This window comes from Streptomyces sp. NPDC029138 (genome assembly GCF_055564375.1).
This window is the reverse complement of sequence record NZ_JBVHWM010000002.1, coordinates 246269-272091: the sequence shown is the minus strand read 5'-3', so window position 1 is coordinate 272091 and position 25823 is coordinate 246269. Positions and strand designations below refer to the sequence as shown.

The following is a 25823-nucleotide window of genomic DNA, read 5'->3' as shown; positions in this document are numbered from 1 at the left end:
TCCGTACCGGATTACCGGGCGGAGCGGGCGGACTTGCGGGAAGCGATTGTACGGAGTGAACACGGTTCAGTACGCTCCGTGTCCCATGCGAGGTCCTCACAGCCCCGGCTCCTGGGCGGACGGCGATCCGCCCCTCGAACTCACCGCTTTCGTCGGGCGCTCGGCCGAGCTGGCCGAGCTGACGGCGGCGCTCGGACAGGCACGGCTGGTGACCGTGACGGGGGTGGGCGGGGTCGGCAAGTCCCGGCTGGCCGCGCGGGTGGCGGCGCGCTGGGCGTCCGGCGCCCCGGCGGGCGGCCCGGGCTGGGGGCTCGTGGACCTGGCGCCGGTGCGGGACCCGCAGTTCGTGGAGTACGCGGTCGTGGAGGCGCTGGGGCTGACCGACCACACCACGCGCCTGCCCCGGGAGACGCTGCTGGAGCATCTGGCCGGGCGGCGGGCGCTGTTGGTGCTGGACGGGTTCGAGCACCTGGTGGCGGCCTGCGCCGATCTGACGGCGGAGCTGCTGCGGAAGCTGCCGGAGCTGCGGGTGCTGGCCGTGGGCCGGCGTCCGCTGGGCCTCGCCGGCGAGCGGCTGTTCCCGCTGGCGCCGCTCGGCGAGGACGGGGCGGTGGAGCTGTTCACGGACCGGGCCCGGGCGCAGGGCGTGCCGGTGGCCGACGGCGCCGAGGTGCGCGAGCTGTGCCAGCGGCTGGAGGGCATCCCGCTGGCGCTGGAGCTGGCGGCCGGGCGGCTGCGGGCGCTGTCCCCGGCGCAGTTGCTCCAGCGGCTCGACGACCGGTTCCGGCTGCTGACCGGCGGCGGCCGGGACGTCCTCCCCCGGCACCAGACGCTGCGCACGGCGATCGGCTGGAGCCACGAGCTGTGCTCGCCGGCCGAACGGCTGCTGTGGGCGCGGCTGTCGGTGTTCGCGCAGTCCTTCGACCTGGAGGCGGCCGAGTACGTGTGCAGCGGGGACGGGCTGGCCGCCGAGGACGTCCTGGACGTGCTGTCGGAGCTGCTCGCCCAGTCGGTCGTCTCCCGCGAGGAGACCCCGGCGGGCCCCCGCTACCGGATGCTGGACACCGTCCGGGCCTACGGCGCCGAGTGGCTGGAGGCGACCGGGGACGCGGCCCGGCTGCGCAGACGGCACCGGGACTGGTACCTGGGCCTGGCCACCATGTGCGAGCTGGACTGGTTCTCGCCCCGGCAGCGGGAGGTGGCCGCGCGGGTCGAGGCGGAGCTGCCGAATCTGCGGACGGCCCTGGAGTTCTGCCTGACCGAGCCGGAGGAGGCGCATCTCGGCCAGCATCTGGCGGGTTCGCTGTGGTTCTGCTGGGTGGGGTGCGGCCGGCTCGCGGAAGGGCGGCGGTGGCTGGAGCGCAGCCTGGAGCTGGACTCGGAGTACGAGCGGTCCCGGCTGAAGGCGCTGTGGGTGCTCGGCTATGTGGCGATCCTTCAGGGCGACACCGTACCGGCGCTCCAGGCGCTGCGGATGTGCCGGGAGCAGGCGGAGCGGTCGGCCGACCCGACGGCGGTGGCGTACGCCGAGCACCGCACCGGCTGTCTGGCCCTGGTCACGGATGACATGGCCCGCGCGGAAACGCTGCTGCGGTCGGCGCTGGACCGCTACCAGGAGATCGGCGAGCTGAACAGCAACGTCCTGATGGGCCAGGTGGAGCTGGCGATGGCGCGGGCGTTCCAGGGGGATCTGCCGGACGCGGTGCGGCTGTGCGAGGACGTGCGCCGGGTGTGTGAGGACCACGGGGAGCGGTGGGCGCGGTCGTACGCCCAGTACGTACTGGCGTACGCGGCCTGGCAGGGCGGTGACGCGGCCCACGCGCGGGAGCTGCTGGCGGACTGCCTGGACAACGCGCACGGATTCCACGACCTGCTGGGCACGGTGCTGTCGATCGAGTTGCTCGCCCTGGTCACGGTGACGCAGGGCGATCCGGTCGAGGCGGCGGTGCTTCAGGGCGCCGCCGCGCGGATGTGGCCCTCGGTCGGGCTGCCGCTGTTCGGCTCGGCCTACTACAACGCCCCGCACGAGCAGTGCGAGGCGACGGCCCGGGAGGCGCTGGGCGACGAGCGGTACGAGGAGTGGGTGCGCCGCGGGGCGCGGCTGGACCGGGAGACGGCGGTGGCCCGGGCGCTGCGGAAGGACGGACGGCCGCTGCCGGCGCTGCCCGCGCCCCGGGGACCGGTCCCGCGCACCCGCCCCGGGAAGCGCGAACCCGCCGCCTCGCCCACCCGGAAGGGCGGGGAGACGGCGGGCTGAGGTGCTACGCCGGGGCTGAGGTCAGCGGGCGTAGTACTCGACGACGAGCTGCTCGTCGCAGATGACCGGAACTTCCTTGCGGTTCGGCTCGCGGTCCAGGCGGAACGCCAGGGCCTTGAGGTTCACCTGGAGGTAGCGCGGGGTCTCGCCCTCGGGGGCGAAGCCACCCTCACGGGCGATCTGGAAGAGCGTCTTGTCCTTGGAGCGGTCGCGGACCTGCACGACGTCGTCCGGGCGGACGCGGAAGGACGGCTTGTCGACCTTCTGGCCGTTGACCTGGATGTGGCCGTGGACGACCATCTGGCGGGCCTGGTAGATCGTGCGGGCGATGCCCGAACGCAGGACCAGCGCGTCGAGGCGGCGCTCCAGCTCCACGATCAGGGCCTCGCCGGTCTTGCCCTGGACCTTGGACGCGCGCTCGTAGGCGCGGACCAGCTGGCGCTCGGAGATGTCGTACTGAGCGCGCAGGCGCTGCTTCTCGAGCAGACGGACCTTGTAGTCCGAGTTCTGCTTGCGGCCGCGGCCGTGCTCACCCGGCGGGTAGGGGCGGGCCTCGAAGTACTTGACGGCCTTCGGGGTCAGCGCGATACCGAGGGCACGCGACTTCTTGACCTTGGGGCGGGACTGGTTCGCCACTGTCTTTCGTCTCTTTCGTAGTGTTCGGCTCGTCAGTGTTCAGGGAGGTCGCATCCGCAGCCGGGAAAACCCGCCGGGTCCGCAGGGGACCTGCCGGGCAGCCGCTTCCCTGGTCTGGGCACATACGTGCAGCACGCGAGTGGCCCACCGACCGTTCCCGTGGTTCCGGGTGGTGGTGGGCTGCCCGCGACACCGTTCGACGGTGCGCGACGCTCCTGGAGCCGGTCCGCGCGGGACCGGGTCTCCGGCTGGTTGTCCCGCTCTGACAGCACGGGACTCAGCACTTCGCAGGAGTCTACCGCGTGCTCAGGACCGCTTGCGACCGAGGTGCCTGCGGGTCCACTCCACGGCGTCCGCGTATCTGGCCTCGGCGCCGTGCCGGCTCGGGGTGTAGTACTCGCGGTCCTTCAGGGCGTCCGGGGCGTACTGCTGCGCCGCGATGCCCTCGGGCAGGTCGTGCGGGTACACGTATCCCTGGGCGTGGCCGAGCTTGGCCGCGCCCTTGTAGTGCCCGTCGCGCAGATGCGGCGGCACCGGGCCGGCCAGGCCCTTGCGTACGTCGTCCAGGGCGGCGCCGATCGCGGTGGTCGCGGCGTTGGACTTGGGGGCCAGGGCCAGCGCGATCGTGGCGTGGCTGAGGGTGAGCGCGGCCTCCGGGAAGCCGATCATGGCGACGGCCTGGGCGGCTGCCACGGCGATGGGCAGCGCGTTCGGATCGGCGAGGCCGATGTCCTCGCTTGCGGAGATCATCAGACGGCGGGCGATGAACCGGGGGTCCTCGCCGGCCTCGATCATGCGGGCCAGGTAGTGCAGGGCCGCGTCGACGTCGGAACCCCGGATGGACTTGATGAGGGCGCTGGCGACGTCGTAGTGCTGGTCGCCGTCGCGGTCGTACCGCACCGCGGCCCGGTCGACCGTCTGCTCCAGCGTCCGCAGGCTGATCTCGCCCTCGCCCTGGTCCAGCGCGGCCCCGGCGGCGGCCTCCAGGGCGGTCAGGGCGCGGCGGGCGTCGCCGCCGGCGATGCGGAGCAGATGCTCCTCGGTGTCCTCGGGGAGGGCGACGGCGTCCTTGAGGCCGCGTTCGTCGCTCAGCGCCCGGCGGAGCAGTGAGCGGATGTCGTCGTCGGTGAGCGGTTCGAGGGTGAGCAGGAGGGAGCGGGAGAGCAGCGGGGAGATCACCGAGAAGTAAGGGTTCTCCGTGGTGGCCGCGATCAGGGTCACCCAGCGGTTCTCCACCGCCGGCAGCAGGGAGTCCTGCTGCGCCTTGCTGAAGCGGTGGATCTCGTCCAGGAAGAGGACGGTCTCCTTGCCGAAGGCACCGGTGGCGCGGCGGGCGCCCTCGATGACCGTGCGGACCTCCTTGACGCCCGCGGTGATCGCGGACAGCTCCACGAACCGCTTGTTCGTCGCCTTCGAGACCACATAGGCCAGGGTGGTCTTGCCGGTGCCGGGCGGGCCCCACAGGATCACCGAGGACGGTCCGGCGGGGCCGCCGTTGCCCTCGCCGACCAGCCTGCGCAGCGGGGAGCCGGCCCCGAGCAGATGCTGCTGGCCCACGACCTCGTCGAGCGTGCGCGGGCGCATGCGTACCGCCAGGGGGCTGGCTGCCGGATCCGTCTCCTGGCGTTCTTCTGCTGCTGCGGTGAAGAGGTCGGGTTCCACGCTGAAACCCTAGAACACCGCACTGACAATCCGGTCGGGACCGTCAGCTGGTCCAGAAATCCCACCAGCGGGTGAGGACCAGCATGCCGATGATGCCGATGTGCACGACCGGCAGCACCCAGGTGAACTCGCCGAAGAAGGACTTCAGCCAGCGCGGGGACGGCAGGAAGTCGTTGCGGATGTTGAACGAGGTGACGTACCAGAACATGGTGATCGTGGCGACCCAGGCCAGCGAGCACCACAGGCACAGCGCGTTGATCCGGTACAGGGACTGGAACTGGAGCCAGGTGCAGAAGGCCACGCCGAAGAGCGTGCCGAAGTTGAAGGTCAGCCAGTACCAGCGCGGGAACCGGGCGCGGGCCAGCAGGCTCATGCCGACGCAGATGACGATGCCGTACGCGACCAGGCCGAGCATCGGGTTGGGGAAGCCGAAGGCGGCGGCCTGCTTGCTCTCCATGACGCTGCCGCAGGAGACGACCGGGTTGAGGCTGCACCCGGGGGTGAACGTCTTGCCGGCGACCTTGGCTTCCAGCAGCTTGAACTTGTCGATCGTGATGACCCAGGCGGCCAGCAGTCCGGCCGCGCCGGTGATCACCAGCAGGATGGCGAAGGCGCGGCTGCCGCCCACCGCGCGCGGGGCGTCGGCGGCGCGCTCCGGGCCGGGCTCCGCGGAGACGTCTTTGACTGTCGTCTTGCTCATCACGCCGATTCCGTCACTTGAGACTGGGACCATCTTCGGGCACGGGTCATTGTGCCGCACACGCCTGTGTGCGCACCGTTCGCTCCGCATAAGGATGTACGTACGACGGGTACCGCCTGCTCGGTTCCGGACAGCGTCGGCATGCCTCGGGAGCACGGACGACGAAGGCGCCGGACGCCCCCTCCGGGAGGGCGTCCGGCGCCCACGCGCGCGTGTGTGCCGCTAGCCGAGCCGCGCTTCCAGCTCCGCCACGACCTCGTTCACGCCGATCGCCGTCTGCTCACCGGACTCCATGTCCTTGAGCTGCACGACGCCCTCGGCGAGGTCGCGCTCACCGGCGACGATCGCGTAGCGGGCGCCCGAGCGGTTGGCGTTCTTCATGGCGCCCTTCAGGCCCTTGCCGCCGTACGCGAAGTCCGCCGCGATGCCGACCTTGCGCAACTCGGTGACCTTGGTGAACAGCACCCGGCGGGCCTCCTCGCCGAGCGGGACGGCGTAGACGCTGGTCGACGCCGGAATGTCCAGTTCCACGCCCTCGGCCTCCAGCGCGAGGACCGTGCGGTCGACGCCCAGGGCCCAGCCGACGGACGGCAGCGCGGGGCCGCCGATCATCTCGGACAGGCCGTCGTACCGGCCGCCGCCGCCCACCGCGGACTGCGAGCCGAGGCCGTCGTGCACGAACTCGAAGGTGGTGCGGGTGTAGTAGTCCAGGCCGCGCACCAGCTTCGGGTCGTCCTCGAAGGAGACGCCCGCGGCGGTGATCAGCTCGCGGACCTCCTCGTGGTACGCCTTGCACGCGTCGCACAGGTAGTCGCGCAGCAGCGGGGCGCCGGTCAGCTGCTTCTGGACCGACTCGCGCTTGTCGTCGAGGACCCGCAGCGGGTTGATGTCGACGCGGCGGCGCGTGTCCTCGTCCAGGTCCAGGCCGCGCAGGAACTCCTGGAGCGCCGTCCGGTACACCGGGCGGCACTCCTTGTCGCCCAGGCTGTTCAGCAGGATGCGGAAGTTCCTGAGGCCCAGCGAGCGGTACGCCTGGTCGGCCAGGATGATCAACTCGGCGTCCAGCGCCGGGTCCTCGGCGCCGATCGCCTCGGCGCCGACCTGGGAGAAGTGCCGGTAACGGCCCTTCTGGGGGCGCTCGTAGCGGTAGTAGGAGCCGGAGTACCAGAGCTTGACCGGGAGGTTGCCCGACTTGTGCAGGTTGGCCTCCAGGGCCGCGCGCAGCACGGAGGCGGTGCCCTCGGGGCGCAGGGCGAGCTTGTCGCCGCCCTTGGTCTCGAAGGCGTACATCTCCTTGGTCACGATGTCGGTGGACTCGCCGACACCGCGCGCGAAGAGTTCGACGTTCTCGAAGCCGGGGGTCTCGATGTAGCCGTAGCCGGAGTTGCGCAGCGGAGCGGCGATCGCCTCACGGACCGCCAGATACGTCGCCGAGTCCGGCGGGATCAGGTCGTAGGTGCCCTTGGGGGCCTGGAAGGTGCTCACGAACGTCTCTCGTCACATTCCTCGTCGGGGAGCCTCGGCGGCTCCCTGGCCGGCCGCCACCTGCCGCAGATAGGGGTTGGTGGCGCGCTCCTGGCCGATGGTCGTCTGGGGGCCGTGGCCGGACAGCACCACGGTGGAGTCGTCGAGCGGCAGGCACACACGGGCCAGCGACTGCAACATGTCCGCCATGGATCCGCCCGGCAGATCGGTGCGTCCGATGGAGCCGGCGAACAGCAGATCCCCGGAGAAGAACACCGACGGGACGTCGGCGGTCTCGGGCATCCGGAAGGTCACCGACCCCTTGGTATGGCCCGGCGCGTGCGCGACGGAGAACTCCAGGCCCGCCAGTTCGAGGGTGGTGCCGTTCGTCAGCTCCTTGACGTCGTCCGGCTCCCCCACGGTCAACTCGCCCATCAGCGGCATGCCGATGGAGCGGCCGAGCGCCTTCTCGGGGTCGCTCAGCATGTACCGGTCCTCGGGGTGGATCCAGGCCGGGACGTCGTGCGCCCCGCAGACGGGGACGACCGAGGCGACATGGTCGATGTGGCCGTGGGTGAGGACGACGGCGACGGGCTTGAGCCGATGCTTCTTCAGTGCTTCCTCGACGCCTTCGGCGGCCTGGTGGCCGGGGTCGATGATCACGCACTCCTCACCGGCGGCGGGGGCGACGAGATAACAGTTCGTCGCCCAGGCCCCGGCGGGGAACCCGGCAATGAGCACGATCGTCCTTCGTTGTGTCGATTACAGGCGGCTTCCGATGCGTCAGAGCCTACCGGCGCTGCCGTTTCCTCAGCGAACCCATATACGGTACGGGGCTACACGCAGCGGTCGGATCACGAGGACGCACGCGTACCGCCCGACACACGACACGCATGAGGAGAGAACCCGGTGGTCAGCCAGGAGCAGCGGCGGCGTCAGCTCGCCCGGGAGAAGTTCTTGCGGCAGCAGCAGCGGCGCACCGAAGCGCGGCGCAAGGCCCGCCTGCGCAACTCCGTGATCGCGTCGGTACTGGGCGTGGTCGTGATCGGCAGCGTCGCGCTGTACACGACCGGGGTGCTGAAGGACGACGGCGACAAGAAGGAGAACGCGAGCGCCCAGGTCACCCCGAGCGCCACACCGACCAGCAAGGCCCCGGACCCGTGCGCGAAGCCGGCGGCCGGCTCGGTGAAGAAGCAGAGCTGGAAGAAGGAGCCGGCGATGACGATCGACACGTCGGCGGACTACACGCTCAAGCTCGCGACGACGTGCGGTGACATCGGCATCGCGCTGAAGACGGCGGCGGCCCCGCACACGGTGAACTCGTTCGACTTCCTCGCCGGCAAGGGCTACTTCGACCACACCAAGTGCCACCGCCTGACCACCCAGGGCATCTACGTCCTGCAATGCGGCGACCCGCAGGGCACCGGCATGGGCGGTCCGGGCTACACGCTCCCGGACGAGAACCTCAAGGACAAGAGCCTGAAGAACAACACCTACCCGGCGGGCACGGTGGCGATGGCCAACACCGGTCAGAAGCACACCGGCGGCAGCCAGTTCTTCCTCGTCTACAAGGACAGCCAGCTGCCGCCCAGCTACACCCCCTTCGGCACGATCGACGCGGCCGGCATGAAGGTGCTGAACAAGATCGCCGCGGCGGGCGAGAGCACGGGCGCGGGTGACGGTGCGCCGAACGCGACGGTCGTGATCAACAAGGCGACCGTCAGCAAGTCCTGAGGTCAGCCGTCGCCAAGTCCTGAGGTCAGCGGGGGCCGGGAACGGCCGACTGCCGAATTTCGGTCGCGCTGGATGCGGACAGGCAACCCGCTGGTCGCCTATGTTGGCCGTGACGAAACTGTGGACGATGCCCGGGGGTGCTGAGGCCCCCCGCAGGCATCATGTGGAGGAGGCGCTGTGAGCAGCGACCCGTGGGGCCGCGTCGACGAGACGGGGACCGTGTACGTGCGTACGGCCGACGGCGAGAAGGTCGTCGGTTCCTGGCAGGCCGGCTCCCCCGAGGAGGCGCTGGCCTACTTCGAGCGCAAGTACGAGGGCCTGGTTGTCGAGATCGGCCTCCTCGAAAAGCGAGTACGGACCACCGACCTGTCGGCGAAGGACGCCCAGGCCGCCATCGACCACCTGCGCGAGCAGGTGGACGCACACCACGCGGTCGGCGACCTGGACGCGCTGCGGGGGCGGCTGGACAAGCTGGTCGAGACCGTCGAGGCGCGCCGCGAGGAGCGCAAGCAGCAGCGGGCCAAGCAGTCCGACGAGGCCCGCAAGGCCAAGGAGGACCTGGTCGCCGAGGCCGAGCAGCTGGCGCAGTCCGACCAGTGGCGGGCCGCCGGTGAACGGCTGCGGGCGCTGGTGGACACCTGGAAGGGGCTGCCGCGCCTGGACCGCAAGTCCGACGACGAGCTGTGGCACCGCTTCTCGCACGCCCGGTCGGCGTTCTCCAAGCGCCGCAAGGCCCACTTCGCGCAGCTGGACGCGCAGCGCGAGGAGGCCCGCCGGACCAAGGAGCGGCTGGTCGCCGAGGCCGAGGCGCTGTCCGACTCGACGGACTGGGGTCCGACGGCCGCCCGGTACCGGGAGCTGATGGCCGAGTGGAAGGCCGCGGGCCGCGCCCAGCGCGAGCACGAGGACGACCTGTGGAACCGCTTCCGCGGCGCACAGGACGTGTTCTTCGCCGCCCGCAGCTCGGTCTTCGCCGAGCGTGACGCGGAGCAGTCGGAGAACCTGAAGCTGAAGGAGGAGCTGGCCGAGGAGGCCGAGAAGCTCCTGCCGATCAGCGACCTGAAGGCCGCGCGGGCCGCCTTCCGCTCGATCAACGAGCGCTGGGAGGCCATCGGTCACGTCCCGCGGGACGCGCGGCCGAAGGTCGAGGGCCGGATGCACGCCGTCGAGCGGGCGCTCCAGGAGGCCGAGGAGGCCGAGTGGCGCCGGACGAACCCGGAGGCACGCGCGCGTGCCGAGGGTCTGACCGGCCAGCTCCAGGCCGCCGTGGACAAGCTGAGGGCGCAGATCGACCAGGCGCGCGCCCAGGGCAACAACGCCAGGGCCGACAAGCTGGAGAGGGAGCTGGAGGGGCGTCAGGCGCTCCTGGACCAGGCTCTGAAGGGCCTCCAGGAGTTCGGCGGCTAAGCAGTCCGACACATGCGAGAGGGCCCCGTACGCGCGTACGGGGCCCTTCTGCGTGGTGCGTGTCGTCGTGCGGATCGTTGGGCGGGGCGTTGTGCGTGGTCTACGACCGGCTGCGTCCCGAGGTCACGCGGTACACGTCGTACACGCCCTCCACGCCCCGGACGGCCTTCAGGACGTGGCCGAGGTGCTTCGGGTCGCCCATCTCGAAGGTGAACCGGGAGGTGGCCACGCGGTCGCGGGACGTCTGGACGGCCGCCGACAGGATGTTGACGTGCTGGTCGGACAGGACCCGGGTGACGTCCGAGAGCAGACGGGAGCGGTCCAGCGCCTCGACCTGGATGGCGACCAGGAAGACCGAGGACTGGGTGGGCGCCCACTCGACGTCCAGGATGCGCTCGGGCTCACGGGACAGGGAATCCACGTTGACGCAGTCGCTGCGGTGAACCGATACGCCGCTGCCTCGCGTGACGAAACCGATGATCGGGTCGCCGGGCACGGGTGTACAACAGCGGGCCAGCTTGACCCACACGTCCTCGACGCCCTTGACGACGACGCCCGGGTCGGCGGTGGAGCGGCGCTTGCGGCCCCGGGTACGGGACGGCGGGACCGTCTCGTCGATCTCCTCGGTGGCGGCCTCCTCGCCGCCGAGGGCCTGGACGAGCTTCTGCACGATGTTCTGCGCGGAGACATGGCCCTCGCCGATCGCCGCGTACAGCGCGGAGATGTCCGAGTAGCGCATCTCGTGGGCGAGCGTGACGAGCGAGTCGCCGGTGAGGATGCGCTGGATCGGCAGGTTCTGCTTGCGCATGGCCCGCACGATGGCGTCCTTGCCCTGCTCGATCGCCTCGTCCCGGCGCTCCTTGGAGAACCAGGCGCGGATCTTGTTGCGGGCCCGCGGTGACTTGACGAAGCCGAGCCAGTCCCGGGACGGGCCGGCGCCGGCCGCCTTGGAGGTGAAGACCTCCACCAGGTCGCCGTTGTCCAGCGTGGATTCCAGCGGTACGAGACGGCCGTTGACCCGCGCCCCTATGGTGCGGTGGCCGACCTCGGTGTGGACGGCGTACGCGAAGTCCACCGGGGTGGCACCGGCCGGCAGCGCGATGACGTCGCCCTTGGGGGTGAAGACGAAGACCTCGTTGCGGGACAGGTCGAAGCGCAGGGACTCCAGGAACTCGCTGGGGTCCTCGGTCTCCTTCTGCCAGTCCAGCAGCTGCCGCAGCCACGCCATGTCGTTGATGGCGTCCTTGTCCTTGCCGGACGCCTTCGGCACGTCCGTACGCACCTTGGAGGCGCCGGCGACGGCCTCCTGCTTGTACTTCCAGTGCGCAGCGATGCCGTACTCGGCGCGGCGGTGCATGTCGAACGTGCGGATCTGGAGTTCGACCGGCTTGCCGTTGGGGCCGATGACCGTCGTGTGCAGCGACTGGTACATGTTGAACTTGGGCATCGCGATGTAGTCCTTGAACCGGCCGGGGACCGGGTTCCATCGCGCGTGCACCGTGCCCAGGGCGGCGTAGCAGTCGCGGACCGTGTCGACGAGGACGCGGATGCCCACCAGGTCGTAGATCTCCGCGAAGTCGCGGCCGCGGACGATCATCTTCTGGTAGACGCTGTAGTAGTGCTTCGGGCGGCCCGTGACGGTCGCCTTGATGCGGGCGGCGCGCAGGTCGGCCTGGACCTCGTCGGTCACTATGGCCAGATACTCGTCACGCTTCGGTGCCCGCTCGGCCACCAGCCGTACGATCTCGTCGTACATCTTGGGGTAGAGGATCGCGAAGGCGAGGTCCTCCAGCTCCCACTTGATGGTGTTCATGCCGAGGCGGTGGGCGAGCGGCGCGTAGATCTCCAGCGTCTCGCGCGCCTTCTTCTCCTGCTTCTCGCGCTTGAGATAGCGCATGGTGCGCATGTTGTGCAGGCGGTCGGCTAGCTTGATGACCAGGACGCGCGGGTCCTTGGCCATGGCGACGACCATCTTGCGCACGGTCTCGGCCTGCGCGGCCTCGCCGAACTTGACCTTGTCCAGCTTGGTGACGCCGTCGACGAGCAGGGCCACCACGTCGCCGAAGTCGCGGCGCAGGTCCTCCAGGCCGTACTCGGTGTCCTCGACGGTGTCGTGCAGCAGCCCCGCCATCAGCGTGGCCGGGTCCATGCCCAGCTCGGCGAGGATGGTGGTGACGGCGAGGGGGTGCGTGATGTACGGGTCGCCGCTCTTGCGCTTCTGGCCGCGGTGCCAGCGCTCGGCGACCTGGTAGGCGCGCTCGATCTGGCGCAGCGTGGAGTTCTCGATCTTGGGGTCGTTGCTGCGCACTATGCGCAGCAACGGCTCCAGGACCGGGTTGTACGGGTTCGCGCGCTGGACGCCGAGGCGGGCCAGGCGGGCCCGGACGCGGTTGGAGGAGCCGGTGCGGGTGGGCGGCGTGGCCGGCTGGCGGACCACGGGCGGCTGCGCCGGGCGCTCGGAAGACGGAGACACCCCCGCGCGAGCGGAGTCGAGCGTGGGGGACGGCTTGGGGCGCGAGGACTCGGCGCTCTTCTCGACGGGCGCGGACTGGGCGTGCTCGACCGTCCCGCGGGTGTCGTTCTTCACGTGGGAAGCGTTCGGCGCGGGCTTCGCCGCGGGGGCCGAGGCGGGCTCGGGTTTGGCGGCGGTCAGTGGCTGGGCCTCGTCTGGCAAGAGGGCTCCTCGTGCGCGATCCGGGTCCCCCGGTCAGGCTCCGGAAACCCCATGGTAGCGATCCTGCGGCCGGTCATCGCCTGAAGGCGGTTGTGAGGACCGTCTACCTCTGCAACGTACGGGGCCGCCGGGGGATTCCGGGAGGTGTCCTCGGGGGGTTCTCCGGGTGTGCGGTGCGTGTCCGTACGGCGACGGCCGCCCCGGTGTTCGGGGGCGGCCGTCACGCTGTGCGGATCGGTCGGACCTGTTCGGCCGGACCTGGTCGGTCAGACCTGGAGGAGGGCGGTCAGCGGGGCTCCGTCGAGGGCCGGTTCCAGGCGGGAGCGGGCGTCCAGGAAGCCCAGCTCCATCAGGACCGCGACGCCGCAGACCTCGGCGCCCGCGCGGTGGATGAGCTGGATCGCGGCCTCGGCGGTGCCGCCGGTGGCCAGGACGTCGTCCACGATCAGGACGCGGTCGCCGGTGACCAGATCCTCCGCGTGCACCTCGATCTCCGCCGAGCCGTACTCCAGGTCGTACGCCTGGCGCAGGGTGGCCCCGGGCAGCTTGCCCGCCTTTCGGACGGGGATGAAGCCCAGGCCGGCGCGGACGGCGACCGGGGCGCCGAGGATGAAGCCCCGGGCCTCCAGGCCGACGACCTTGGTGGCGCCGGTGTTCGCGGCGATCTCGGCCAGCTCGTCGGTGAGCGCGGTGAAGGCCGCCGGGTCGGCCAGGAGCGGGGTGATGTCCTTGAACATCACCCCGGGCTCCGGGTAGTCGGCGACGTCACGGATGCGGCTGAGCAGCAGTTCCTTGATGTCGGTCATCGGCGCTTCCCCGAGGTCCGGCCGCGGCCCCGGCCACGGGATGCGGGCTGATTGCGCGGACCCACCACGGCGGGAGCGGCGTCGTCGGCGTCGTCACCGGCGCCGGCCCGGGTCTCCGAGGCGACGTCCTCCTCCGCGCCGGCCTGGGCGCGCTTGGCCAGGACCCGCTTGGTGAGGGCCTTCATCGCGGGCTCGCGCTCCTTGAGGTCGGCGACGAGCGGCGTGGCGATGAAGATCGACGAGTAGGCACCGGCGGCGAGGCCGACGAACAGCGACAGGGAGATGTCGTTCAGCGTGCCCGCGCCGAGGAAGCCGCCGCCGATGAAGAGCAGACCGGCGACCGGCAGCAGGGCGACGACCGTGGTGTTGATGGAGCGGACCAGGGTGCCGTTGATCGACCGGTTGGCGATGTCGCTGTAGGTGAACCGGGTCTGCTTGGTGATGTCCTTCGTCTGCTCCTTGAGGCTGTCGAAGACGACGACCGTGTCGTAGAGCGAGTAACCGAGGATGGTCAGCAGACCGATGACCGTGCCGGGCGTGACCTCGAAGCCGACCAGGGCGTAGATACCGGTCGTGATGGTGATGTCGTGGATCAGCGCGACGAGTGCCGCGACGGCCATGCGCCACTCGAAGGCGATCGCCAGATAGATCACGACGAGGACCATGAAGATCGCCAGGCCCTCCCAGGCCTTGTTGGCGATCTGCTCGCCCCAGCTCGGGCCGACCAGATCGGCGGCGAGCTTCTCGGAGTCGAGGTTCAGGTCCTTGGCCAGCTCCTGCTTGATCCTGTCGGACTGGTCGGTGTCGATGCCGGCGATCTGGATGCGCAGGCTGCCGTTGCCCAGCTTCTGCACGATCGCCTCATGGCCGGAGGCCTCCGTGGCGTACTCCTCCGCCTTCGCCACCGACGTGCTCATCTTCGTGGGCGTCGTGAAGACCGCGCCGCCCTGGAACTCGATGCCCATGTTCAGGCCGCGCACCGCCAGGCCGACGATGGCCGTGATGGTGATCAGGATCGAGACGCCGTACCAGATCTTGCGCTTGCCGACGAAGTCGTAAGAGATCTCGCCGCGGTGCAGTCGAGCGCCGAGGTTGCCGAGTTTCGACATCGCTCACGCCTCCTTCGGGTCGACAGGGCCGGCGACGGGACCGGCGGGACGGCGGGTGCGGCGCAGGGGTGGCTTGGCACCCAGGCCCTTCGGGTCGAGTCCGGACCACTTGTGGCCGTTCGCGAAGAACTTGCGGCGCGCCAGGAGCGTCATCAGCGGCTTGGTGAAGAGGAAGACGACGACCACGTCGAGCAGCGTGGTGAGGCCCAGCGTGAAGGCGAAGCCCTGCACCTTGCCGACCGTGACGATGAACAGCACCGCGGCGGCGAGGAACGACACGAAGTCGGAGACCAGGATGGTGCGCCGGGCACGCGGCCAGGCCCGCTCGACGGCGGGGCGCAGCGAGCGGCCCTCGCGGATCTCGTCCCGGATGCGTTCGAAGTACACGATGAACGAGTCCGCGGTGATGCCGATGGCGACGATGGCGCCGCAGACGGCCGGCAGGTTCAGCGCGAAGCCGATGGCCGGGCCGAGCAGCGACATGATCACGTAGGTGAGGATCGCGGAGACCACCAGGGACGCCATGGCCACCACGGACAGGCCGCGGTAGTAGACCACCAGGTAGATCACGACCAGCGCGAGACCGATCGCGCCGGCGAGCAGACCGGCGTGCAGCTGCTCACCGCCGAGCGCGGCGGTGACGGTGGTGACGGACTGCTCCTGGAAGGACAGCGGCAGGGCGCCGTACGACAGCATGTTGGCGAGGCTCTGCGCCTCGTCCTGCTTGAAGCTGCCGGAGATCTCCGCCTGGCCGCCGGTGATGGCCGAGCTGACGTACGGGCTGGAGACGACCTCGCCGTCCAGGACGATGCCGAACTCGTTCTGCGGGGGCTGGTTCTTGGCCAGCTCGCCGGTGATGTCGGCGAACTTCTTGGCACCGCTGTTGGTGAAGGTCATCTGGACCTGCCAGCCGGCGGCGCCCTGGGTGTCGAAGACGGCCTGGGCCTTCTTCACCTCGGTGCCGTCCACGGCGGCCGGGCCGAGCACGTACTTGTACCAGGCCTTGTCGATCTGGCCGCAGGCCACGGTGGACTCGCCGGGCTTGGCGTTCTTGCCGGCGTTGGCGCGGTCGGTGGCCTTGCTGCAGTCCAGGGCCGCGTACTGGGCCTGGAGCTTGGAGTCCGAGGCGGTGCCGCCGCTGGGGGTGGCCGACGGCTTGCCGCTGCCGGAGGCGGAGGTGCTCGGCGAGGGGGTCGAGTCGGCCTTCAGCGCGTCGGTGACGGCGCGGCCCTGGGAGGTCGCCGTGGCCGTGGGGGACGCGGAGCCGGACGAGGCCTTCTGCGTCGAGGAGGCGCTGGACGACGGGCTCGTGCTCGGCTTCGGCGAGGAGCCGCCGCTGGAGGACGCGCTCGGCGAGGGGCTCTGCGCGGCGGCGCCGCTGGGCTCGCTGGCCAGGACCGGCCGGAAGTACAGCTTGGCGGTGGTGCCGACCTGCTCCTGGGCCTCCTTGGAGTTGGTGCCCTTGGGGATGTTGACGATGATGTTGTCGGTCCCCTGGGTCTGCACCTCCGCCTCGGAGACGCCGAGGCCGTTGACACGGCGGTTCATGATGTCGACCGCGGTGTCCATGTTGGCCTTGTTGATCGCGGACCCCTGGTCGGCCTTCGCCTTGAGCGTGATGCTCGTGCCACCGGCGAGGTCGATACCGAGACGCGGAGTGGTGTGCCCGGAGAGGAACATCCCTCCGGTGAGCGCCACGATGGCGATCAGGATGAGGGCCAGCGAGCGCCCTGGCTTGCTCTGGGCGCTCGCGCTTCGGCCCCTCTTAGGTGCTGCCACCTTCTCGTACTCCCTCTCGGGCCGCCCCGCGCCCGGTCGGCGCGGTCGGCCATGACATGGTGTCGGGCTCCCGTGCGGGAAACAGACGCGCCCGGGATACGCGGGGCGCCATCATGCCGCCGCCGCGCCTCCCGGGGCGTGACTACTTCGCGTCGGAGTCGCCGTCGGTCTTCTTCGGCTCGTCCTCCGCCTTGGCCTCGGCGGCACCGGCCGCGTCGGTGTCCTCGGCGGCGTCCTTCTTACCGAGGTCGATCTTGTCGTCGGAGGCGGCGGCAGCGGCGGCGGATCCGTCGGTCTCGTCGGTCTCGGTGAGGGAGGAGGCGTCGTCCGGGACGAGGCCGGCGTCCGACTTCAGGTCGTGCTCGATGCCGTGGACGATGCGGTTGTACTCGTCGTCGGTGAGGACGGCGCCGATGGCGTTCTTGGCGAAGAGGAGGTCGACGCCCGGTCCGGCGTCGAGGAGGACCGTGTCCTCGTTGACCTCCTTGACCGTCGCGTACATACCCCCGATCGTGCGGACACCGGAGCCGGGCTGCATCTCGTTCCGCATCTGGGCGGCCTGCTGCTGCTTCTTCTTGGCCGAACGCGTCATCAGGAACATCGCCGCGATGAGCACGATGAACGGGAGAAGGGTATAGGCATTCACGGGACGGAATTTCCTTCGCGCGACCGCGCGGGTGAGCGGCCAGTTGGATGGGGGTGTGGTCGGCACCGCCCGCAAGGGCGGCATCGGCGGAGTCTAAGCGAGTCCGCTCGCATGGAACAACGCTCAGCATGGCACCTCGGTTCCTGCCCCGGCCATAGCCCTCGCCGGGCGGTGACCATCACGCCCCGAACAGGTCCTGTTGTCCGTTTCCCGCGCCGGACGAGCGCGGCGGGGTGAGGCCGAGATGCGACCATGCCGCCGGTGTGGCGACCCGGCCGCGCGGGGTGCGGGCGAGCAGGCCCTCCCGGACCAGGAACGGTTCGGCGACCTCCTCCACGGTCTCCCGCTCCTCCCCCACCGCCACGGCGAGGGTCGACAGGCCGACCGGTCCGCCGCCGAACAGCTTCAGCAGGGCCTCCAGGACCGCGCGGTCGAGCCGGTCGAGGCCGCGCGCGTCGACCTCGTACACGGCGAGGGCGGCGGCCGCGATGTCACGGGTGATCAACCCGTCGGCCTTGACCTGCGCGTAGTCCCGGACCCGGCGCAGCAGGCGGTTGGCGATGCGGGGCGTGCCCCGGGAGCGGCCGGCGATCTCGGCGGCGCCGTCCGGCTCGATCTCGACGTCCAGCAGGTGCGCCGAGCGGTGCACGACCCGCTCCAGCTCGTGCGGCTCGTAGAACTCCATGTGCGCGGTGAAGCCGAAGCGGTCGCGCAGCGGCGGCGGCAGCAGGCCCGCGCGCGTGGTCGCGCCGACCAGGGTGAACGGCGGCAGCTCCAGCGGGATCGCGGTGGCGCCGGGGCCCTTGCCGACGATGACGTCGACGCGGAAGTCCTCCATCGCCATGTACAGCATCTCCTCGGCGGGCCGCGACATGCGGTGGATCTCGTCCAGGAAGAGGACTTCGCCCTCCTGGAGGGAGGAGAGGATCGCGGCGAGGTCGCCGGCGTGCTGGATGGCGGGACCGGAGGTGATGCGGATCGGGGCGCCCATCTCGGCCGCGATGATCATCGACAGGGTGGTCTTGCCAAGGCCGGGCGCACCGGAGAGCAGCACGTGGTCGGCGGTGGCTCCCCGCGCGCGTGCGGCGCGCAGGACGAGGTCGAGCTGTTCGCGGACCTTCTCCTGGCCGATGAACTCGCCGAGGTCCTTGGGGCGCAGGGCGGCCTCGACGGCCTGGTCCTCGCGGTCGGCGACAGAGCCCACCAGCCGCTCGGCGGCGGGCCCGACGGGCCGCTCCTCGGCGGCGCTGTCGGACGTGTCGTCCCAGTTCACGAAGTTCTCCTAGCGGTGGCGCAGGTCAGCGGGCGCGGTTCAGAGTCTGTAGGGCGGCCTTGAGCAACTGCCCGACCTGGGGGGTGCCGCCCGCGGCCTCGGCCTGCGGGGCGACGGAGGCGACCGCCTCGTCGGCCTCGCGGGTGGCGTAGCCCAGGCCGATCAGGGCCGCGTGCAGCTGGTCGCGCCAGCCCTGGCTGACGGGCGCGCCGACGGCGGGGGCGCCGACGGGCGCGCCGAGCCGGTCCTTCAGCTCCAGCAGCAGCTTCTGGGCGCCCTTCTTGCCGATGCCGGGGACGGCGGTGAGGGCCTTCTCGTCACCGGTGGCGACCGCGCGGCGCAGCGCGTCCGGGGTGTGCACGGCGAGCATGGCCTGGGCCAGGCGCGGGCCGACGCCGCTCGCGGTCTGGAGCAGTTCGAAGACCTGGCGCTCGTCGTCGTCCGCGAAGCCGTACAGGGTGAGCGAGTCCTCGCGGACGACGAGGGAGGTGTGCAGCTTGGCCGGCTGACCGATCCGCAGCGTCGACAGCGTGTTCGGCGTGCACTGGACGGCCATGCCGACGCCGCCGACCTCGACGACCGCGGCGTCGGGGGCGAGCGCGGCGACCGTGCCGCTGACGAAGGCGATCATGCCGTACGGCCTTTCGTTGCGTGGACTGCGTGCCGGGCGACGGCCTGCTGGAGTCGGTTCTGGGCGGGGGCCCGCCAGATGTGGCAGATGGCGAGCGCCAGGGCGTCGGCGGCATCGGCCGGCTTGGGCGGCGCGGCGAGCCGGAGCAGCCGGGTCACCATGGCTCCGACCTGCGCCTTGTCGGCGCGCCCGGTGCCGGTGACGGCGGCCTTGACCTCGCTCGGGGTGTGCAGGGCGACGGGGATGCCGCGCCGGGCGGCGCACAGCATGGCGACGGCGCTGGCCTGGGCGGTGCCCATGACCGTGCGCACGTTGTGCTGGCTGAAGACGCGCTCCACGGCGACGAACTCGGGCCGGTGCTCGTCCATCCACTGCTCGATGCCCTGCTCGACGGCGAGCAGCCGGTGGCTGAGGTCGGCGTCCACGGGGGTCCGGACGACCCCGACGCCGAGCATGGTGAGCGGGCGGCCCGCGACTCCTTCGACCACACCGACCCCGCACCGTGTCAGCCCCGGGTCCACCCCCAGTACGCGCACCCGCGCCCCTCCGTCCGATCACCCCGTCGCTTGTTCGTGCAGGCTATCGGGTGCCACTGACAACGCCGTACAACGCGACGGGCCGACGGGGGTGTCCCGTCGGCCCGGTCAGCCAGCCCCTGGGCGTTACGCGTCGACCTTCTCCATGATCTCGTCGCTCACGTCGAAGTTGGCGAAGACGTTCTGCACGTCGTCGCTGTCCTCCAGGGCGTCGATCAGCTTGAAGATCTTCTTCGCGCCCTCCTCGTCCAGTTCGACCTGCATGGTCGGGACGAAGTTGGCCTCGGCGGAGTCGTAGTCGATGCCGGCCTCCTGGAGGGCGGTGCGGACCGCGACCAGGTCGGTGGCCTCGCTGATGACCTCGAAGGTCTCGCCGAGGTCGTTGACCTCCTCGGCGCCCGCGTCCAGGACGGCCATGAGGACCTCGTCCTCGGTCAGCTCACCCTTGGGGACGATGACGACACCCTTGCGGTTGAACAGGTACGACACCGAGCCCGGGTCGGCCATGGAGCCGCCGTTGCGGGTCATGGCGACGCGGACCTCGGAGGCGGCGCGGTTGCGGTTGTCGGTGAGGCACTCGATGAGCACCGCGACGCCGTTCGGGCCGTAGCCCTCGTACATGATCGTCTCGTAGTCGGCGCCGCCGGCCTCCAGGCCCGCGCCGCGCTTGACCGCGGAGTCGATGTTCTTGTTGGGGACCGACGACTTCTTCGCCTTCTGGATGGCGTCGTACAGCGTCGGGTTGCCCTCGGGGTCCGCGCCGCCCATCCGCGCAGCGACCTCGATGTTCTTGATGAGCTTCGCGAAGAGCTTGCCGCGCTTGGCGTCGATCACGGCCTTCTTGTGCTTCGTCGTGGCCCATTTAGAGTGGCCGGACATCTGCCTGTCTCCTTCGCGTAACCCATCCAGATACGAACGCCAGAGATCCTACAAGGACTCCCGTCCTACTCCGGTGTCCGGTGCGCGCGCACCATGTCGACGAACAGGGAGTGCACGCGGTGGTCGCCCGTCAGTTCCGGGTGGAACGACGTGGCGAGCGCGTTGCCCTGGCGTACGGCGACGATGTGCCCCTCGTGCTCGGCGAGCACCTCGGCCCCGGCGCCCACGGACTCCACCCAGGGCGCGCGGATGAAGACGCCCTCCACAGGATCGCCCGGAACGCCCTTGACGTCGACCGCGGCCTCGAACGACTCGTTCTGCCGTCCGAAGGCGTTGCGGCGCACGATCATGTCGATGCCGCCGATGGTCTCCTGGCCCGAGCGCGGGTCGAGGATCTTGTCGGCGAGCATGATCATGCCCGCGCAGGTGCCGTAGACCGGCATGCCGGCGCGCACGCGCGCGCGGAGGGGCTCCATCACGCCGAACAGGATGGCCAGCTTGGAGATGGTGGTGGACTCGCCGCCGGGCAGAACGAGGCCGTCGACCTCGGCGAGTTCCTCGGGGCGCCGCACCGGCCTGGCCACGGCGTCGGCCGCGGCCAGGGCGATGAGGTGCTCCCGTACGTCGCCCTGGAGGGCCAGGACGCCTATGACGGGGGTGTTCATGGGTTCCAGTGCCTTACCAGCCGCGGTTCGCGTAGCGCTCGGTCTCGGGAAGGGTGTCGCAGTTGATGCCGACCATGGCCTCGCCGAGGTTGCGGGACGCGTCCGCGATGATCTTCGGGTCGTCGTAGAAGGTGGTGGCCTTGACGATGGCGGCGGCGCGCTTGGCCGGGTCGCCGGACTTGAAGATGCCGGAGCCGACGAACACGCCCTCGGCGCCGAGCTGACGCATCAGGGCGGCGTCGGCCGGGGTGGCCACGCCACCGGCGGAGAACAGCACCACCGGGAGCTTGCCCAGCTCGGCGACCTCCTTGACCAGCTCGTACGGGGCGCGCAGCTCCTTGGCGGCGGCGTACAGCTCGTGGTTGTCGAAGCCGCGCAGCCTGGCGATCTCGTTCTTGATCTGGCGCAGGTGGCGGACGGCCTCGACCACGTTGCCGGTGCCGGCCTCGCCCTTGGAGCGGATCATCGCGGCGCCCTCGGCGATACGGCGCAGGGCCTCGCCCAGGTTGGTGGCGCCGCAGACGAAGGGGGTGGTGAAGGCCCACTTGTCGGAGTGGTTGACCTCGTCGGCCGGGGTGAGCACCTCGGACTCGTCGATGTAGTCGACACCGAGGGACTGGAGCACCTGGGCCTCGACGAAGTGGCCGATGCGGGACTTGGCCATGACCGGGATCGAGACGGCGTCGATGATGCCCTCGATCATGTCCGGGTCGGACATGCGGGCCACGCCGCCGTCCTTGCGGATGTCGGCCGGGACCCGCTCCAGGGCCATGACGGCGACGGCGCCCGCGTCCTCGGCGATCTTCGCCTGCTCCGGCGTGACGACGTCCATGATCACGCCGCCCTTGAGCTGCTCGGCCATACCGCGCTTCACGCGGGCGGTGCCGGTCTCGGGAGCCTGGTTCTCGATGGTGGACACGGGTGACCTCACTGAAGGGAAAGAGGGTTTCTGCACCGATGAGGAAACGTGAGTGGACCAGGCCACAGCAAGGGCCAATGGCAAGCCGGTGGACCCTTTTGGTCCACCCGGCGTTCAGGAGACCCGCTCGACCAGGGCCGCGGGCGGCTCGTCGTCCATCTCGAAGGCCAGCGGGAAGGGGGCGTGGCCGGCCAGCCGGAACCAGCGGACCTTGCGGTGCTCACGGAGCCGGCGGGCGGCCCCCACGGTGTCGTTGTGGAAGCGGCGGGCCATCGGCACCCGGCGAATGGCCTCGGCCAGCTCACGGGCCGCCTCCTCGCCGCCGGGGGCCTCCCGTACGGCCTCCACCTGCGCCGGGTCCTCGAAGACCGCCCGCAGCGCCTGGCTCAGCTCGCTCTCGGCGACCTCCCGCTGCTCCTCCTCGGCCTGCCGGGCCGCGTGCGCGGCCTCGTACAGCACGATCGAGGCGGCCGGGTCCAGCACGCCCGAGGTCGCCAGTTCCTGCGCCACGGAGGCCCGCCGCAGCAGCTGGGCGTCGAGCGCGGCCCGGGCGGCGTCCATCCGTACGTGCAGCCGGTCCAGCCGCCCGGCCGTCCAGCTGAGGTACACGCCGATGGCGAGGAGCGCGACGAGGATCCAGATGAGGGTTGCGGTCACGCCGGAAGGCTATCGGCTGCGCCGACCGCCACCACGAGCCAGTACCACTCCACCGGGCACGGCCTCGCGCGGACCCCGGGCAGTCCCGTACGACCGCGCCGCACTCCCCCCGGCTCCGCACGGTCCCGCACCCGCTCCGGGCAGGCCGGTACGGCCCGGCGCCGTCCCCGCGCCGCGTCCGTCCCCGGCCGACAGGCCCCACTGCACTCGCGCACCAGCCCGCACGGCCCCGCGCGTCCCGGCCCGGCGCAGCCATAACCGCCGTCCGTCAGCCTGAGCCCAGCCCGAACGACGCCCGTGCGTCCCAGCCCGGCCCGAACGCGCCCGCTGCCGTCCAAGGCCGGCCGGAACCGCGTAACCCCCGTCGCGGAACCCCCGTCTCAGTCCCGCGCCAACCCGAACCGTGCCCGCAGCCCCGTCGTCCGTTCGTCCGCGCCCACCGCCGCCGCGCCCGCCGTCACCGTCTCGTAGACGGACAGGATGTCCGCGCCGACCGTGGACCAGTCGAAGCGCCGTACGTGGGCGCTGCCGCGCTCGCGCAGTTCGGACCGGCGCGCGGGGTCCTCCAGCAGCCGTACGGCCGCCTCGGCCAGCGCGTCGGCGTCCTCGTTGGTGAAGACCTCGCCGGCCTCGCCCTGGTCGAGGACCTGCACGAACGCGTCCAGGTCGGAGGCGAGCACGGGGGCGCCCGCGGACATCGCCTCGACCAGGATGATGCCGAAGCTCTCCCCGCCGGTGTTGGGGGCGACGTACAGGTCGACGCTGCGCAGCAGCCGGGCCTTGTCCTCGTCGCTGATCATGCCGAGGAACTCCACGCGCGAGCGCAGCTCCTTCGGCAGGTCCTCGACGGCCGCCTCCTCGTCGCCGCGACCGGCGACCAGCAGCCGGGTCCGGGGGCGGGCGGCCAGGATTCGCGGGAGAGCCCTCATCAGGACCGGCAGGCCCTTGCGGGGCTCGTCGATGCGGCCGATGAAGCCGATCGTGTCGCCCTGCCACTCCGGCTTGGGCTCGGCCGTGGCGAAGAAGTCCACGTCGACGCCGTTGGGGATGACCACCGCGTCCCCGCCGAGATGCTCGACCAGGGTGCGGCGGGCGTACTCGCTGACCGCGATCCGCGCGCTGATCTTCTCCAGCGCGGCCTGGAGGATCGCGTACGCGGCGATCATCGCGCGCGAGCGCGGGTTGGAGGTGTGGAAGGTGGCCACGATCGGGCCGGACGCCGCCCAGCAGGTCAGCAGGCCGAGCGAGGGCGAGGTCGGCTCGTGGATGTGCACCACGTCGAAGGCGCCGTCGTGCAGCCAGCGCCGCACCCGCGCGGCCGACAGGAACCCGAAGTTCAGCCGGGCCACCGAGCCGTTGTACGGCACCGGGACCGCGCGGCCGGCGGAGACGACGTACCGCGGCAGCGGGGTGTCGTCGTCGGCCGGGGCGAGGACGGACACCTCGTGGCCGAGCCGGAGGAAGTACTCGGCGAGGTCGCGGATGTGGAACTGGACGCCACCGGGCACGTCCCAGGAGTACGGGCAGACGATCCCGATTCTCACGCGGGTCCCTTCGCGGGGTCGAGGTCGGCGAGCCACAGCCGCTGGAGCATGTGCCAGTCCTCCGGATGGTCGGCGATCCCGGTGGCGAAGGCGTCGGCCAGCGCCTGTGTCATGACAGACGTCTTCTCGGCCCGGTCACCTGACGCGGGTACCTCGATCGCCGGATGCACACGGCCCTTCATGACGGGCGAGTCGTCGTACCAGAGGGTGACGGGCAGCAGCAGCGCGCCGGTCTGCTGGGCGAGCAGGGCCGGTCCGGCCGGCATGCGGGCCGTCTCGCCGAAGAAGTCGACCCCGATGCCGGAGGCGGACAGGTCTCGGTCGGCGACCAGGCAGACCAGGCCGCCGTCGCGCAGCCTGCGGGCCAGGGTGCCGAAGGCGGAGCCGCCGCTGTGCGGCAGGACCTCCATGCCGAGGCCCTCGCGGTAGGCGACGAACCGGTCGTAGAGCGTCTCGGGCTTCAGACGCTCGGCGACCGTCGTGAACGGCGTCTTCAGCTCGGTGGTGACCCAGGCGCCGGCCAGGTCCCAGTTGGCCAGGTGGGGCAGCGCCAGGATCACGCCGCGGCCGGAGGCGAGCCCGTCGGTCAGGAGGTGTATGTCCTTCGGGTCGAAACCCGTCCGCACCCGCTCGGCGCTCCAGGCCGGCAGCCGGAAGGACTCCATCCAGTAGCGCAGGTACGAGCGCATGCCCGCGCGGGACAGCTCGGCGAGCCGCTCCGCGGTGGCGCCCGGCACCACGCGCGCGTAGTTGGCCTCCAGCCGCTGGACGCCCTTGCCGCGCTGCCTCCAGGCGAGGTCGGCGATGGTCCGGCCGAGGCGTACGGCGACGGGCTCGGGGAGCCTCTTGACGGTGCTCCAGCCGAGGCCGTACAGCGCGTCGGTGAGCCGGTCGGCGGTGCTCACTGCGCCGCCTCGCTCGTGCTCCGCCGGGCCGCCGCCTCCGCCTCGGCGGACTCGCGGCGCACGGTGACGACCCGCTGGATCAGCGTGACCAGGCTGCCGACGGCGACGATCCACAGGGCGATGGGCAGCAGCCACTGGATGCCCGGCACGCCGAACTTGTGCAGGCCCGCGAAACCGGCCGCGACCAGCGAGATCACCAGCCGCTCGGCGCGCTCGACGAGCCCGTTGACGGCGACCGGCAGCCCGATCGACTCGCCGCGCGCCTTGGTGTACGACACCACCTGGCCGCTGGCCAGGCAGAAGATCGACACCGCGCACAGCACGTTGTCGTTCCCCTGGCCCGCGTACCAGAGCGCGAAGCCGCCGAAGATGGCGCCGTCGGCGACCCGGTCCAGGGTGGAGTCCAGGAAGGCGCCCCAGCGGCTGGAGCGGCCCAGCTGGCGGGCCATGTTGCCGTCGACCAGGTCGGAGAAGACGAACAGGGTGATCACGACCGTGCCCCAGAAGAACTCGCCCCTGGGGTAGAAGACCAGCGCGCCCGCGACCACCCCGGCCGTGCCGATGAGCGTGACCGTGTCGGGGCTCACGCCCCGGCGGATGAGAAACGCGGCGAACGGTGTGAGGACACGCGTGAAAAATGCACGCGCGTACTTGTTCAGCATGGCCTTCCCGACGGTCGGTGTCGCCGCGGCCCCTGGTGGCCGCCGGCTGGCCCATCGTAGCCACGCGCGCGTGTGCGTGACGGGCGGGCACCCGCAGCCGCGCCGGGAACCGGCGTGCGCCGTCGCGCGCGGGGCGTGCGTGACGGGATCGGTGCCGCGTACGCACCCTTGGTAGTCCTTCGTATGGACGCGACGTGACGGGAGTGGAAAGCTCGAATAACCGCGGGCGTCGCCGGAGCCGCCGCACACGCGGATCCCGCGTGTCCGCGCCCACAGTG

The 25823-nt window shown here is 71.1% G+C and carries 23 protein-coding genes; 3 read left to right on the top strand and 20 right to left on the bottom strand.

What is annotated here, in order from left to right; genetic code table 11:
- Positions 1 to 85: 85 nt before the first annotated feature.
- Entirely contained in the window at positions 86 to 2257 is a 2172-nt protein-coding gene (locus ACZ4WH_RS03465) for an ATP-binding protein (RefSeq protein ID WP_468176142.1), read from the top strand.
- 21 nt (positions 2258 to 2278) lie between these two features.
- On the opposite strand, the gene rpsD is transcribed toward ACZ4WH_RS03465, so the two are convergent.
- The 5 genes from rpsD to ACZ4WH_RS03440 form a co-directional block, all read right to left on the bottom strand.
- On the bottom strand, positions 2279 to 2893 hold the full coding sequence (gene rpsD, locus ACZ4WH_RS03460) for a 30S ribosomal protein S4 (protein ID WP_228618885.1): 615 nt from the start codon (positions 2891 to 2893) through the stop codon (positions 2279 to 2281).
- Between the two features lie 306 nt (positions 2894 to 3199).
- The gene (locus ACZ4WH_RS03455) at positions 3200 to 4555 is read right to left on the bottom strand and encodes a replication-associated recombination protein A (RefSeq protein ID WP_468176139.1); all 1356 of its coding nucleotides are present in this window, start codon (positions 4553 to 4555) and stop codon (positions 3200 to 3202) included.
- A 43-nt stretch (positions 4556 to 4598) separates the two neighbouring features.
- Complete coding sequence (locus ACZ4WH_RS03450; RefSeq protein ID WP_468176137.1) at positions 4599 to 5255, bottom strand: vitamin K epoxide reductase family protein; 657 nt, start codon at positions 5253 to 5255, stop codon at positions 4599 to 4601.
- 222 nt (positions 5256 to 5477) lie between these two features.
- Entirely contained in the window at positions 5478 to 6740 is a 1263-nt protein-coding gene (hisS, locus tag ACZ4WH_RS03445; protein ID WP_468176136.1) for a histidine--tRNA ligase, read from the bottom strand.
- A gap of 12 nt (positions 6741 to 6752) precedes the next feature.
- Positions 6753 to 7460: an MBL fold metallo-hydrolase gene (locus tag ACZ4WH_RS03440; protein ID WP_468176134.1), complete on the bottom strand. Its 708-nt coding sequence runs from the start codon at positions 7458 to 7460 to the stop codon at positions 6753 to 6755.
- 168 nt (positions 7461 to 7628) lie between these two features.
- Here ACZ4WH_RS03440 and ACZ4WH_RS03435 point away from each other — a divergent pair, with 168 nt between their 5' ends.
- Positions 7629 to 8453, top strand: a complete 825-nt coding sequence (locus tag ACZ4WH_RS03435; protein ID WP_468176132.1) for a peptidylprolyl isomerase — start codon at positions 7629 to 7631, stop codon at positions 8451 to 8453.
- Between the two features lie 177 nt (positions 8454 to 8630).
- Positions 8631 to 9860, top strand: coding sequence for a DUF349 domain-containing protein (locus ACZ4WH_RS03430; protein ID WP_468176130.1), 1230 nt, complete (start codon positions 8631 to 8633; stop codon positions 9858 to 9860).
- A gap of 100 nt (positions 9861 to 9960) precedes the next feature.
- On the opposite strand, the gene ACZ4WH_RS03425 is transcribed toward ACZ4WH_RS03430, so the two are convergent.
- The 15 genes from ACZ4WH_RS03425 to pgsA all read right to left on the bottom strand — a co-directional run bounded on the left by ACZ4WH_RS03425 (position 9961) and on the right by pgsA (position 25545).
- Positions 9961 to 12534: a RelA/SpoT family protein gene (locus ACZ4WH_RS03425; RefSeq protein ID WP_468176128.1), complete on the bottom strand. Its 2574-nt coding sequence runs from the start codon at positions 12532 to 12534 to the stop codon at positions 9961 to 9963.
- Between the two features lie 266 nt (positions 12535 to 12800).
- On the bottom strand, positions 12801 to 13340 hold the full coding sequence (locus ACZ4WH_RS03420) for an adenine phosphoribosyltransferase (RefSeq protein ID WP_468176126.1): 540 nt from the start codon (positions 13338 to 13340) through the stop codon (positions 12801 to 12803).
- Positions 13337 to 14449: a protein translocase subunit SecF gene (gene secF, locus ACZ4WH_RS03415; protein WP_468176124.1), complete on the bottom strand. Its 1113-nt coding sequence runs from the start codon at positions 14447 to 14449 to the stop codon at positions 13337 to 13339. The genes ACZ4WH_RS03420 and secF overlap by 4 nt, the downstream gene beginning before the upstream one ends.
- 3 nt (positions 14450 to 14452) lie before the next feature.
- Positions 14453 to 16228 (bottom strand): protein translocase subunit SecD, encoded by a 1776-nt coding sequence (gene secD, locus ACZ4WH_RS03410; protein ID WP_468176122.1) that lies wholly within the window; start codon positions 16226 to 16228, stop codon positions 14453 to 14455.
- A gap of 142 nt (positions 16229 to 16370) precedes the next feature.
- On the bottom strand, positions 16371 to 16874 hold the full coding sequence (gene yajC, locus ACZ4WH_RS03405) for a preprotein translocase subunit YajC (protein ID WP_468176120.1): 504 nt from the start codon (positions 16872 to 16874) through the stop codon (positions 16371 to 16373).
- Between the two features lie 178 nt (positions 16875 to 17052).
- Positions 17053 to 18147: a Holliday junction branch migration DNA helicase RuvB gene (gene ruvB / locus ACZ4WH_RS03400; RefSeq protein WP_468176118.1), complete on the bottom strand. Its 1095-nt coding sequence runs from the start codon at positions 18145 to 18147 to the stop codon at positions 17053 to 17055.
- A 25-nt stretch (positions 18148 to 18172) separates the two neighbouring features.
- A complete protein-coding gene (gene ruvA / locus ACZ4WH_RS03395) occupies positions 18173 to 18778 on the bottom strand; it encodes a Holliday junction branch migration protein RuvA (RefSeq protein WP_468176116.1) in 606 nt (201 codons plus the stop codon).
- Complete coding sequence (ruvC, locus tag ACZ4WH_RS03390) at positions 18775 to 19314, bottom strand: crossover junction endodeoxyribonuclease RuvC (protein WP_103816384.1); 540 nt, start codon at positions 19312 to 19314, stop codon at positions 18775 to 18777. Before ruvC ends, ruvA begins: the two co-directional genes overlap by 4 nt.
- A 126-nt stretch (positions 19315 to 19440) precedes the next feature.
- Complete coding sequence (locus ACZ4WH_RS03385) at positions 19441 to 20193, bottom strand: YebC/PmpR family DNA-binding transcriptional regulator (protein ID WP_014671555.1); 753 nt, start codon at positions 20191 to 20193, stop codon at positions 19441 to 19443.
- A 65-nt stretch (positions 20194 to 20258) separates the two neighbouring features.
- Positions 20259 to 20858 (bottom strand): pyridoxal 5'-phosphate synthase glutaminase subunit PdxT, encoded by a 600-nt coding sequence (gene pdxT, locus ACZ4WH_RS03380; RefSeq protein ID WP_468176114.1) that lies wholly within the window; start codon positions 20856 to 20858, stop codon positions 20259 to 20261.
- A gap of 13 nt (positions 20859 to 20871) precedes the next feature.
- Positions 20872 to 21777: a pyridoxal 5'-phosphate synthase lyase subunit PdxS gene (gene pdxS, locus ACZ4WH_RS03375; RefSeq protein WP_014671557.1), complete on the bottom strand. Its 906-nt coding sequence runs from the start codon at positions 21775 to 21777 to the stop codon at positions 20872 to 20874.
- Between the two features lie 114 nt (positions 21778 to 21891).
- The gene (locus ACZ4WH_RS03370; protein ID WP_468176112.1) at positions 21892 to 22434 is read right to left on the bottom strand and encodes a hypothetical protein; all 543 of its coding nucleotides are present in this window, start codon (positions 22432 to 22434) and stop codon (positions 21892 to 21894) included.
- A 380-nt stretch (positions 22435 to 22814) separates the two neighbouring features.
- Positions 22815 to 23978: a glycosyltransferase family 4 protein gene (locus ACZ4WH_RS03365; RefSeq protein ID WP_468176111.1), complete on the bottom strand. Its 1164-nt coding sequence runs from the start codon at positions 23976 to 23978 to the stop codon at positions 22815 to 22817.
- Positions 23975 to 24883 carry a phosphatidylinositol mannoside acyltransferase gene (locus ACZ4WH_RS03360; RefSeq protein WP_468176109.1) on the bottom strand — a complete coding sequence of 303 codons (909 nt, stop codon included), beginning with the start codon at positions 24881 to 24883 and terminating at the stop codon, positions 23975 to 23977. The genes ACZ4WH_RS03365 and ACZ4WH_RS03360 overlap by 4 nt, the downstream gene beginning before the upstream one ends.
- The gene (gene pgsA / locus ACZ4WH_RS03355; protein ID WP_468176107.1) at positions 24880 to 25545 is read right to left on the bottom strand and encodes a phosphatidylinositol phosphate synthase; all 666 of its coding nucleotides are present in this window, start codon (positions 25543 to 25545) and stop codon (positions 24880 to 24882) included. The genes ACZ4WH_RS03360 and pgsA overlap by 4 nt, the downstream gene beginning before the upstream one ends.
- Between the last annotated feature and the right edge of the window lie 278 nt (positions 25546 to 25823).